The sequence below is a fragment of the Variovorax sp. TLI9-5A genome (assembly GCF_056867935.1).
The window spans coordinates 2,154,026-2,166,096 of sequence record NZ_CP200310.1 but is presented as its reverse complement, the minus strand read 5'-3'; the positions used below and the strand labels follow the sequence as shown (position 1 = coordinate 2,166,096).

Here is a 12,071-nt window from a genome sequence, read left to right as displayed (position 1 = left end):
ATGAGCGCCGCGCGTGCGTCAAATGGCGGTCATCGACCACAACAACCCCAGGAGACTCATGCCGATCGACACCCTCGCCACTTGGCACCGGCTCGTCAAGGAACGCGATGTCGCAGGGCTCGACGCCCTGCTCGACGACGCGGCGGTATTCCATTCGCCGGTGGTGCACACGCCCCAGGTGGGCAAGCGCATCACGCAGAAATACCTGGCGGCGGCGTTCCAGGTGTTCTTCAACGAGAGCTTCCGCTACGTGCGCGAGCTGAAATCGGAACGCGACGGCGTGCTCGAATTCACGCTGGAACTGGACGGCATCCAGATCAACGGCGTCGACATGATGAAGTGGAACGACGAAGGAAAGATCACCGAGTTCAAGGTGATGCTGCGCCCGCTGAAGGCGGTGAACCTGATCCACCAGAAGATGGGGGCGCAGCTGCAGGCTGCGCAGGCTTAATCCGCTACTACCTGCAGCGTGCCCTGCACGCTGTACGCCCGCACGCACATGCGGGTCAGCTTCACGAGAAACTGGAACACGGCCGGCTCGCCCAGGCAGTCGGGCGTGATCGCCATGATGTCCTTGCGCAGTTCCATCAGCCGGTTGCCCGACATCGCCATCTCGGCGGAGGCGCCGTAGTAGTTCTTCCAGAAGTCCTGCAAGAGACCGCGCTTGACCTCGTCGATCACCAGCGTGTAGCCGCGCTCCCACACAGCCTCCTCCATCGGCAGGCAGTCGACCTGCGGATCTTCCAGACGCCCCCCCTGGGGCACCAGGCACACGCGCCGCATGGCCACTCTCTCAACGGTTGCTTGCTGCATGCGCATGGCCGGACTCCTGGAATTCGATTGCCACCGGCGACGTCGCGCCGGATGCGGCTGGGTGGACAGGGTGGCGGGTGCTTCTTTTCTTCATGGTCGTCGTCCTCAACGAAGCCACAAGGCGTGTGACAGGCTTGGTGTTCATGCCGCCGCGAGCAGGCGCAGGCGGCTTGCGTTCGAAAGGGCCAGGCTCTCCGGCTGGTCCCAGCTTCCGTCCGCGTTCAGCGTGGTGGTCAGTGCGTAGACGCCGGAGGGGTACGCCAGCTCCAGCGGGTTGTTGATCGAGCTGACGTCGATCACGTCGCCCTCCTCGAAGTCGCCGTAGGCGATGAAGTACTTCGGATGGGGCGAGAAGGTCAGGTTCTGGCCGGTACGCGCCTGCACCGCGTACACGGTGCTGCCGCCCATGGTCACGCCCACGGCGGCCGCGGACCTGGCCGGGATGGCCCCCGACTGGGCCAGATAGAGGCGCGACTGCTCGGGCCCCTGCGCGGGGTTCACGAACTGGTAACTGCGATTGCAGTCGAGCGTGATCTTGTTGTTGCAGCCGCTCGGTTCATAGGTTTCGGTGGGGGTGAACTGCACGCCGGGCTGCAGCTCGCCCGTCTCGGCCCAGGCGAAGCCGATGTCGACGCTCCACTGGAACTTGACGCGGGAGGTCGGCCCCGGGTTGGAGAACTTGGCGAACCAGGCCAGCGACAGGGCATTCGGCGCCAGTTGCGTCGGGTCGTTCTGGAACACCATGAAGTAAGCCGAGTGGCTTGCATGGTTGTTGACCGTGACGGAATAGATCATTCCCATGACGACATCCCGAATGAAACAGAGTGATTGAAGGCGGTACGGGCACGGTGGCACCGCACTGGACGTCACTCTAGGGAGCGCAGGGTGTGATTGGTATTACAGACGATTACAGAGGTTGCGCCCCGCCACGAATCTGGAAGGGGTAGTTGCCCAGGCGCACCGTACCGCGGCGGCGCTCGACCAGCGGCGGCTCGGCCAGGTGCGGCGGCAGCGCGTTCAGGACCTGGTGCTTGGCGCGGAAGATCTGGATGTTCACGTAGGAGGGTTCCACTCCCAGCATGCGCGACAACTCGTCCAGTCCGACCCAGCCCTGGCTCTGCGGCGCGACGCCGCGCTGCGCGTCCTTCTGGCGCAGCCGCGCGAGCGTGACCAGGGTGTAGTGATGGATGCGTTCGCCCAGCGGCACGGACTTGCCCAGCGCCATCAGGTTCAGGCTGGTGTGCTCCTCGTCCTGGCTGACCTCGAAGTGCAAGGTCACATCGGCCGACAGCGCCACCGGCATGGGCGTTGAAATCGGCGTCTCGGAGGTGAGGTCCAGGTCGTCGCACAGCACGAATTCCCAGGTGCTCGACGAGGTGCGGACCATGACGCCGTCGCTCAGCAGCTCGATGCCGTCGATGTGCTCGAGCATCCATTTTCCGTCCTGGAAGTAGACGTTCGCCTCGGGCTCCTGTTCGTCCGGCAGCAGGTTCTCGCGCGGGTTCAGCTCCAGGATGGCGCCCGCATCGCTGGCATCGGCGGGAAAGAGGCAGGTGGCCGGCGGCGCGAGGTCTTCCACGGTCCAGATCGACTCGTCGCCGATGCCCATGCGGACCTCGGCACCGAGGGGCAGCGCGGTCCAGCGGCCGCTGGGCAGGCGCTCGCCGTTCAGCGTGGTGCCGTTGCGGCTCTGGTCGACGATTTCCCACGCCTGCCGGTTCCACCGCACCATCGCGTGGACCTGGGATACGTCGGGCGCCCGCAGCACCGTCTGGCAGACCGAGGCGCGGCGACCGAAGGCATGCATCGGCCGCAGCACGGTGGCGCGCCGGTCTAGCTTGTTCCTGAAGATGGCCATCGCCGCATTCTCCTACGCGATCTCATACGCAATCTCACACGTAAAGCGCCTGCGGATTCAGGTCGCTTTCACGCATGGGAGTGTCGCGCCATCCGAGGGCTGCCGGCACGCCGTACAGGCGCGGATTGCCAAGCTCCGGCCAGATGTGGCACAGGCCCGGCACCACCACCTTCACCGTGCACAGGGGAAGATCGGGACGGGTGTGGTCGAGAACGATGGTTTCCAGGCCGAGCGAGGCGGCGATGCCTACGCAGCGGCGGATCTCGTCGGCGATGTCGGTCCGGGCGGCGGGAGCCGCCGAAACCGGCGCGGTGCCCTCCGGCATGAGGAAGGCCGGAGCCCCCTCCTCCCCGGATTCGGCGGACGGCACCGCGAAGCTCTTGCCCGCCGCGATCAGCTGGCTCATTTCCGTGAGCGCCCGCTCACAGGCCAGCGCGCGGTCGGGGCTGCAGCCGAAGCCGACCGCCCAGGCCCCCGTGTCCAGGTGGCGGCCGACGGCGACAACCACCGGAATGCCGAAGTCGTGCGTGATGTCGAGCACCCAGCGCTCCCAGCGCGGGCCGCAGGTGCGCTCGATGCGCTGGAGGATGTCGCCCGGGAGGCCGTCGAGCCCGATCGCCGGCCGGCGGTGGCGGCCGTACCACCAGACGGCGGCGGCGTCGCGCTCCACCAGTTCGAGAAAGCCCTGGAGGATGGCTTCCTCGCGCGTATTCCCCGCCGCGCAGCCGTTCGAGGTCCAGCCCACGTGAAGCTGGCTTTGCGCCGGCGCGTTGGCGAAGCAGAAGGCCAGCGGCAGGTAGCGGCGCTCGTCGGCGGTCAGCGACCAGGCGGGCGTCCACCATGAAGGCTGTTGCTCCATCGCGGCGGACGGGGCCACGGCATGCGGCGGCTTGTGCGTGTCGAAACGCTCGCGCTGGCGTTCGCTGAAGAGCGCCAGAGCCTGCGGCTCGATGCAGGGAGCATCCAGATCGGCGGCGGGCGCGATCAGCCAGGCCTCGTCGCCCTGGAAAAAGGCGCAATGCCGCTCGGCCGCCTCGCACAGAGCGCTGGCGCGGGACTGCTCCATCGACATGCCCTTGCCCAGGCACACCTGGGTCAGCGCGCCGGGCAACTCGTCGTCGCCGGCCGGCGGCGTCCTGAAGATTTCGCTGCGGTAGACCGTCAGCGCGCCCTCGGCTTCGGCGTTCAGCGGCACGATCCGCGCGACCGCGCCGGTGAGGGGGCTGACGTGACGCATCAGCCGTTGCACCGTGACCGAAGCCGGCACGGTGCGCCAGCCGCCGTCGTGGCTTGCGGTGGGCAGGCCCGGCGCCAGCACGATTGGCTGGCGCTGCTTGCGCGCAACGAGACCGGGCGTCCCGCAGTGAGGGCATTGCGGGCGGACGGCTACGAAATGCGGCTCGGGCGAATCCAGCGTCCGGACCTGGGCGTCGCCCGCATGGGTCGCGATCTCCAACGCGAGGGGAAGCAACTGGCTGAGACGCTCGCCGACGAGCCCCGTACCGGCGCGAACCGGCGCGCTGCTATCCGCGCTGCCGTGCCGCGACTGCCACCAGGCGCGCGCCGGGCGGTTCCTGAGCCAACGGTGCGCGAGGCAGTGCCAGCACGGGCCGGAAGCCCGGAAGACAGGACCAACCATGGCCTGCTCTCCCGTCGGCTTGACCAGCAGCCAGGGCCGGCCCGAAGCGCGCTGCTCCGCGTCGATGGCGGCAAGCCTGGGGTCGAGATAGTCGTCGCAGAACACGAGGCTGAGTTCGGTGCCGTCGGGCAGCGACTGCGCCCAGCGGCCCGCCGAACCGGCATCCACCGCTTTCGACAGCGCGATCGCATCCACCTGCCCGGAAAGAGCCGTGCGGACATGCGCCGCCGAATAATCGGGAACCAGCCAGGAATCGGTGTCGCTCTTTGCCACGGGCCGCACCAGCCCTTGGCGCGCGAGCGCCTCCAGCGCATGCAGCAACTGCGCGAGTTGCGCGGCGGCTTCTCCGGTACGGCAATAGGCGGCGAGGCTGACTCCCTCGCGCAGCACGCGCTCCACGGCCATGACGCCTGGCGAGCCCAGCACCAGCAGGTCGTTCTCGCTGGCCAGCAGCAGGCGATCCCGAAGCACCACCGGCGGCAGGAACCTGTCATGCCAGCGGAAGACGTCGGTGAAGAAATCCGGCATCGGGCCGTTATGCATCGTCTTGCGGCTGTTGCCGGCCCAATGCGAGCCGCACCACGCCGTAGGGCGATGCGCCGGTCGTGGCCCGGAATGCAGCCTCGAAAAGCCGGTGCTTCTCCGAGAACTGCCCGTAGATGTGGTCTTCGGACAGCACCTGCATCGACGGATGCAGGCGCGCGATCTGCGCGGCGCTTTCGAAGCCCGACACCACCGGCAGCCGCATGCCGCCCACCGCCATCGACTGGGCGGCGAGCACCGGATGCACGTGGTCGAGCACGACGACGCACGAGTTCGTGCCTTGCGCGAAACGACCGGCGAGGCTGCGCAGCACGGCCTCCAGCGGGGCCTGCGGCAGGTAGGGGCACACGCCCTCCAGCATCGCGAGCACGGGCCGGTCGCCGGGCAGGCCGGCGGCATCGAGCCAGCGCTCGTCGAGCACGGAGCAGGCAATGTCGGCGCCCTCGCCTTCATCAGCGTGCGGCATGTGCTGCGCCCGCAGCTCGATGGCATCGGGCAAATCGATGTTGAGCCAGCGCGAACGCGCCACCGCCGCGGTGCCGAGCCGGCTGCGGCGCGTGCACAGCCCCGCGCCCAGCGTGATGCACAAGGCGTCGGGATGATCGGAAAGGAAACCGGCCGCGAAGCGGTCGAAGAGCGCGGCGCGCAGCACGATGCTGCGCACGAAGGCCGGGTCGGCCGCGTAGGCCGAGATGTCGAAAGGCAGCGACGCGGCGATGCGCCGTGCCTCGGGATCGGAAAACACCGACGCATCGGCCACGCCGCCGGAATTGGCGCGCGCGGCCAGCGTCAGCAGGAGCGTGGCCGTGGCGCCCTGCAGCGCGCCTGCGGCCGGCCCCTGCCCTGTCGCGGACTCAGCAGGTGAAGGGATAGGGGTCGCCCGTGTTGTTGTACGAGGTCAGCGCGATGGCGCGCATGTTCTCTTCCACCGGTGCCGTCGGATAGTTCAGGCGGATGGCGTTCTTGATCGCGGTGCCGTCGGCGTTCTTCTGGTTCCATTCGCCCTTGGCGGCATCCCAGGTGAAGGCCGAGTTGGTGGTGAACAGGATCTTGAAGTTGAACGGGTTGTTGTAGCCCAGCCATTGGCTCAGCACGTTGGCCTTGTCGGTCTCGGCGTCGCGGGTCAGCTCATACAGGAGCTCGGGCGACTGCCATGCGATGGCGATCGCGCGCAGCACCACGCCGCCGAAGGCCAGCAGCGAGCCGTCGCCGCCGCCGGGAATGCCCAGGCCCGTGGGCAGCGCGCCGCCGACGATGCCGGGCGGCGGCACGGCCGCCTCGAACGATGCGGCGGAACCCATGAAGTTCGGGAACAGCTGGTAGTACGCGGCCAGCGCCTCGGAGGCGTTCGACGCCGGTGCCTGCGGCAGCACGATCACGAAGGAATCGTCGGGGCCGACCCAGCCGGAGGTGAGCATCGGCTTCCATTCGGCGCGCTGGGCCGGGTCGGCGCTCAGGAACAGCGACACGTCGAGCTGGGGCCAAGCGGTCGGCAGGCCGAAGTCGCGGTGCAGCATCGGCTGGATGTCCTGCTGGTCGAGCAGATCGCGACGGTAGGCGTCGTCCTGCCACGAGCGGGCGATGGCGCGCAGGTAGGCCAGGCGGAACTCGAGCAGCGGGTCACCGCTTTGGACTTGGAAAGTCATGATTACTTCATCCTTGGTTCAAGAGGAAATCGGCGCATGCGTCGGCATGCGCGCGGGCAACTCCGGCCGCAGGTCGGCCAGATTCTTCAGGCGCGCGGCAACGTCGGGCAAGGCGGAATCCGCCAGCGCCTGCATCGCCGCCAGGGCCTCGTACTCGGTTCTGTGCTTGGCGCCCTCGCGCGCCACCTCGGCGGCCTTGGAGAAGCACGCGGCCACGGCCTCGCGATCGGCACCGGCGCCCTGCAGGTAGCGGGCCTTCTGCAGGTGCAGCTCCGACCGGTAGAGCCCTTCCTTGAGTTCGTCGGTCATGCGCAGGCATTCGTCGATGCGCTCCAGCGCCTCGTCCCAGCGCTTGTTGGCGGCCAGCGTGTCGGCGGCGAAGGCGCGGTAGTAGGTCTGGCAATAGCGGCAGCCCATGCCCCACAGCGCCTGCACCCAGGCGTCGGCCGCTGCGATGTTGTCGACGTCGCCGGTGGCCCAGCAGCGGATGATCTCGGCATAGCCCTGGAAGGCCGGCAGGCCGTAGCGCTGCGTGATGCCCAGCAGCTCGCCGGTGCTCACCAGCGCGCGCGCCTTGTCGTTGCGGCCCTGGTGGCCCAGGCTCTGGTAGAGCAGCGCCATGCTCAGCGACGGGATGTGCGACATCTCGCGAGCCCAGCGCACCGCGTTGGTGGCGTCGGCGCGCGCGGCAACGTCGTGGCCCGCGAACCAGCGCACGAGTGCGCGGCCGGTGGTCGCCCACACGCGGGTGTCGAAGCCGAAGTCGGCCGCATGGTGTGCGTGGGCCTCGGGGTTGTAGCGCTCGACGGCGTCGGTCAGCGACTGCTCGGCGCGCTCGAAATCGCCGTCGGAATAGTGCGCGAGGCCGAGGTAGGTCTGCGCCGCGACGAACACGCCCTGGTCCTGCTGCTGAACGGCCTGGTCGAGCAGGCGGTTGCTCAGCTGCTGCACCTCGGCGCGGTTGCTCGCCACGTGGTGGAAGGTGATCAGCGTCCACAGGTGCTGCACCTGCTTCTCGCGCGGCACCGCGTCGGACAGCAGTTCCTGCGACAGCGCGATGCGGTCCACCACCTGCGCGTGCGCCCAGCCGTACTTGTTCATCATGGCCTGCGTGACGTAGCTGTTCACGTCCAGCCGCGCCTCGCGCTGCGCCTCGCCTTCCAGGTGCGCCATCCAGCCGTCGATGTGCTGTGCGTAGGAAATCGTTTCGTCGTTGAGCGAGCGGTGCTGCGTGATGCGCAGCTGGCGCACCGCCAGCGCCACCGCCTGCGCGTACTCGCCCGCGTCGGCCCAGTGCTGGGCCACGCTGCCGGGCTCGCTCGCCACGTGCTGCGGCTGGCTGTCGATGAGCGTCTGCGCGACGTTGCGGTGCAACTGCCGGCGCTGCGCGACCAGCATGCTCTCGTAGGCGGTGTCGCGGATCAGCGCGTGGCGGAAGATGAAGCTGCCCGGCTGGCCGGCCGGCGCGACAAGGCCCGCGTCGAGCAGCACGGACATGTCCTTGTCCATCGCCTCGGCGCTCTTGCCCGAGCAGGCGCACAGCAGCTCGGCCTCGAACTGGCGGCCGATGGTGGCGGCAAGCTGCAGCAGGCCCTTGACGGGGCCGAGCCGGTCGAAGCGGCTCACCAGAGAGTCCCGCAGCGTGACCGGAATGGCGGCCGGCTGCGCCGTGTCCTTGAAGACCCAGACGTGATCCTTCTCGACCAGGTAGGCGTCGAGCATCATGCGCGCCATTTCCTGGATGAACAGCGGCACGCCGTCAGTGCGCTGCACCACGTTGTCGATCACCTGGGGCGCGACGACGCGCGGCGCCAGCGCCTGCCGCGCCAGCTCGGCTGCCTGCGTGTCCTCGAGCCGGCGCACCTCGATGCACTCGGCCTGCATGGCCTCGGGCTTCACCCATTCGGGGCGCGCGGTGAGCACCAGCAGCACGCGCCGCTGCGGCAACTGGGCGATGAGCTGCTCGACGAACTCGATGGTCGTGGGGTCGGCCCAATGCACGTCTTCCAGCAGCAGCAGGAGCGGCGAGGTCTCGGCCATGTGCAGAAGCCACTGCGCGGTCGATTGCAGCAGCAGCGCCTTCTGCATCGGCGGCGACATCTGGCTCGGCGCGCGGTCGCCCAGCGGAAGGGCCAGCCACGCGCAGAAGATCGGCAGTACCGCCTCGCCGTCGCAGCCCGCGGCGTGCAGGGCCTCGCGCAGGCGCTCGCGCCGCGCGTCGGGCGAAGCGGCGTCCGGCATGGCGTCGAGCCGCTGGCGCAGCAGCGCGAGGAACGGTGTCAGCGCGTTGTTTTGGTTCTCGGGCTGGCACTGCGCCACGACGGTCTGCAGGCCTTCCTTGGCCACCTGCTCGCGCAGCACGTCGGCCAGGCACGACTTGCCGATGCCCGGCTCGCCGCGAATCCACACCGCGCCGCCCTGGGCCTCGCGGGCCCGGGTCCAGGCCGAGCGCAGCTGCTGCAGCTCGGCCTCGCGGCCGATGCAGGCCTTGTGCAGCGCCTGTTCGGCGAATCCGTCCGAAGCCGGGGCCTGCTCTTGCCCGCCGAGGCGGTAGGTCTGCACGCCGCCGGACTGGCCCGGCAGCGTGACGGTGCCGGCCTTGTCGAAGCGCGCGTGGCGGCTCAGCAGCCGGTAGCTGCTCTCGCTCGCCAGCAGCGTGCCGGTGTCGGCCACGCCTTCGAGCCGCACCGCCACGTTGACCGCGTGGCCCGACGGAATCTCGCCGGCGGCGACGATCGCCATGCCGGTGTGCATGCCCATGCGGATACCGAGATGCACGCCGTGCTCCTGCTCGATGGCGGCGGAGCGCTGACGGCTCAGGGCGATGAGTTCCATCGCCGTCCTGCCGGCCTGCCGCGCATCGGTGTCGCTGGCGTGCGGATAGCCGAAGAGCACGATCATCCGGTCGCCCAGCGTGCCCGCCAGCAGGCCGCCGCGGCGCGTGGCGGTCTCGGAGAACAGCGCCAGCTCGTTGCGCTGGAGCAGTTCGAGGTTTTCGATGTTTGAAGGCAAGGCCTCGTCGGCGCTCTCGTCGTCGGCCGCGTCGGGCCACACCGAGACGCTGCAGCACAGCACGGTCAGCTGCCGTTTCTCGGAGAAGCCGCGCGTGGTGATCACGGTCTGCGCGAGCGCGTCGTCCTGCGCCAGCTTGGCCGAGCGGAGCACGCCCACGAGGTCGTCCAGCCGCAGGCGGCCGAGTTCGGCCAGCAAGGTGGCGGCGGAGTCGCTGCGATCGGCGGCCTTCTTGCGCAGCGCCTGGCGCAGCACGGAGGCCACCGGGTGGCTGGCGATCTCGGCGGGCAGCGGCACTTCCTGCGGGCTCAGCTGCTGGTGAAGGATCTCGGCCGCCGACGCGCCGCGGATGGCGGGCGCGCCGGTGAGGCACTCGATGAACATCAGGCCCCACGCGTACAGGTCGGACTTGACGCCCGGCGGCTCGCCGCGCAGCTGCTCGGGCGCGCTGTAGGCCGGCGTGCCCAGGGCCTCGTCGGTCATCGTGAGCGTCGGGAACTCGTCGCCGCGGTTCGAGGGAATGACGGTGCCGATGCCGAAGTCCAGCACCTTCGCGTGCGGAACGGCACCGGTGAAGGTGACCATCACGTTGTCGGGCTTCAGGTCGCGGTGCACGATGCCCGCGCTGTGCGCGCAGTCCAGCGCATCGAGCACTTCCGCCATCAGGTGGCCGGTCTCCGTGGCCGTGAGCGCGCCCTTGCGGCGGATCAGGCTGGTGAGCGTCTCGCCCGGCACGTACTCGAAGACGCCGTAGACGCAGGGGCCCTGCTCGCCCTTGTCGAGCAGCTGCACGATGTGCGGATGGTGCAGCGAGGCGCAGAGCTTTGTCTCGCGATGGAAGCGCGCCACGCGCTGGCTGCCCACCTGCAGCTTCACGACCTTGATCGCGACCACGGTGCCCGTGCTGCGCTGCAGCGCGCGATACACGGTGCCGTAGCCGCCAGCGCCCAGCTCCTCCAGCAACTCGTAACCAGGAATCTCCAGCGAATCGGGCAAATTCGGCTGTGACGCCGGGTGCGTGGGATTGGTGACTGCGTCCTGCATTTCAGTCTCGTCGTGATGGAGCGTTGATGGTCCTCCGGGACTTGCCTCGGCCGCGTTCCGCCCTGCGGCGGCGCGCAATAGTGACACTAATTGTTACTTTAGCGGAGGAGCAGAGGTTTCAGGTAGGTAACCTCAAAAAAAGAAAACCCGCAACATGTGCGGGTCGTTAGAACTTTTCGGTGTATATGAACAGGCCGGCGCAGCCCGGACTCTTTCGCGAACACTGCGGAACCGGCTTTGCCGGGCCGCAGGTGTTGCCCCCCGGTAGGGGGTTGGCGCAGCGGGCACGAAGTGCCCGCGCAGCCTGGGGGCGAGCCAGTTACTTCTTGTCGCCGCCAGGCACCTTGCCTTCGACGCCCTTGACGTAGAAGTTCACGCCCGACAGGAACTTGTCGTCGGCCACCGCGTCCTTGGCGACCACTTCCTTGCCGTCCTGGCCGAGGATCGGGCCCTTCCAGATCACGAAGCTGCCGTCCTTCAGGCCCTTCTTCACTTCCTCGACCTTGGCCTTGGTTTCGGCCGGCACGTCTTCGGCGATGGAGACGAGGTCGATCGCGCCTTCCTTCACGCCCCACCAGGCCTGGCCGGTGGTCCACTTGCCGTCCAGGGCTTCCTGGGTGGCCTTGATGTAGTACGGAGCCCAGTTGATGGTGGCCGAGGCCAGATGGGCCTTGGGACCGTAGGCGGTCATGTCGGAGTCCCAGCCGAAGGCGCGCTTGCCCTTTTCCTGCGCGGTCTTGAGCACGGCCGGCGAGTCGGTGTTCTGGAACAGCACGTCGGCGCCGCCGTTGATGAGGGCGGTGGCGGCTTCGGTTTCCTTCGGCGGGCTGAACCACTCGTTCACCCACACGACCTTGGTCGTGATCTTCGGATTCACCGACTGCGCGCCGAGCGTGAAGCTGTTGATGTTGCGCAGCACTTCGGGGATCGGCACCGAACCGACCACGCCCAGCGTGTTGCTCTTGGTCATGGCACCTGCAATGACGCCGGCCATGTACGCGCCCTCGTACGTGCGGCTGTCGTAGGTGCGCATGTTGTCGGAGGTCTTGTAGCCGGTGGCGTGCTCGAACTTCACGTCCTTGCTGTCGGCCGCGACCTTCAGCATGGGCTCCATGTAGCCGAAGGTGGTGCCGAAGATCAGCTTGTTGCCCTGGCCGACCATGTCGCGGAACACGCGCTCGGCGTCGGCACCTTCCGGCACGCTCTCGACGAAGGTGGTCTTGATCTTGTCGCCGAATTCCTTCTCGAGCGCCTTGCGGGCGTTGTCATGCGCGAAGGTCCAGCCGCCGTCGCCCACCGGTCCGACGTAGGCGAATGCGATGTTCAGCGGCGCTGCCGGAGCCGGAGCGGCCGCAGCAGGTGCCGGGGCCGGCGCGGGCGCCGCGGCCGGTGCTGCCGCTTCTTCTTCTTGCCGCAGCCGATCAGGGCCGCCGAAGCGACCGCCGTGAGGGCGGCCAGCTTGAGCAGGGAGCGCTTGTTCAGATCATTCATTGTCGGAAATCCTCAAAAGGACAGG

8 protein-coding genes and 1 pseudogene are annotated in these 12,071 nt (G+C 68.4%); 1 reads left to right on the top strand and 8 read right to left on the bottom strand.

Features of this window, described 5'->3' with window-relative positions:
- The first annotated feature begins 58 nt into the window (after positions 1-58).
- Positions 59-451, top strand: coding sequence for a nuclear transport factor 2 family protein (locus AC1VNX_RS10435; RefSeq protein WP_483156636.1), 393 nt, complete (start codon positions 59-61; stop codon positions 449-451).
- On the opposite strand, the gene AC1VNX_RS10430 is transcribed toward AC1VNX_RS10435, so the two are convergent.
- The 8 genes and pseudogenes from AC1VNX_RS10430 to AC1VNX_RS10395 all read right to left on the bottom strand — a co-directional run bounded on the left by AC1VNX_RS10430 (position 448) and on the right by AC1VNX_RS10395 (position 12,046).
- Entirely contained in the window at positions 448-819 is a 372-nt protein-coding gene (locus AC1VNX_RS10430; protein ID WP_483156635.1) for a hypothetical protein, read from the bottom strand. The genes AC1VNX_RS10435 and AC1VNX_RS10430 overlap by 4 nt on opposite strands.
- Before the next feature lie 135 nt (positions 820-954).
- On the bottom strand, positions 955-1,614 hold the full coding sequence (locus AC1VNX_RS10425; protein WP_483156634.1) for a hypothetical protein: 660 nt from the start codon (positions 1,612-1,614) through the stop codon (positions 955-957).
- A gap of 106 nt (positions 1,615-1,720) precedes the next feature.
- Positions 1,721-2,671, bottom strand: a complete 951-nt coding sequence (locus AC1VNX_RS10420) for an FHA domain-containing protein (protein WP_483156633.1) — start codon at positions 2,669-2,671, stop codon at positions 1,721-1,723.
- A gap of 34 nt (positions 2,672-2,705) precedes the next feature.
- Positions 2,706-4,838 carry a TOMM precursor leader peptide-binding protein gene (locus tag AC1VNX_RS10415; protein ID WP_483156632.1) on the bottom strand — a complete coding sequence of 711 codons (2,133 nt, stop codon included), beginning with the start codon at positions 4,836-4,838 and terminating at the stop codon, positions 2,706-2,708.
- A 7-nt stretch (positions 4,839-4,845) separates the two neighbouring features.
- Positions 4,846-5,613 (bottom strand): class I SAM-dependent methyltransferase, encoded by a 768-nt coding sequence (locus AC1VNX_RS10410; protein WP_483156631.1) that lies wholly within the window; start codon positions 5,611-5,613, stop codon positions 4,846-4,848.
- 94 nt (positions 5,614-5,707) lie between these two features.
- On the bottom strand, positions 5,708-6,499 hold the full coding sequence (locus AC1VNX_RS10405) for a BMA_0021/BMA_0022 family TOMM bacteriocin (RefSeq protein ID WP_483156630.1): 792 nt from the start codon (positions 6,497-6,499) through the stop codon (positions 5,708-5,710).
- 18 nt (positions 6,500-6,517) lie between these two features.
- The gene (locus tag AC1VNX_RS10400) at positions 6,518-10,555 is read right to left on the bottom strand and encodes a TOMM system kinase/cyclase fusion protein (protein ID WP_483156629.1); all 4,038 of its coding nucleotides are present in this window, start codon (positions 10,553-10,555) and stop codon (positions 6,518-6,520) included.
- A 319-nt stretch (positions 10,556-10,874) separates the two neighbouring features.
- Positions 10,875-12,046: pseudogene (locus AC1VNX_RS10395) on the bottom strand (BMP family ABC transporter substrate-binding protein).
- Positions 12,047-12,071: the final 25 nt, after the last annotated feature.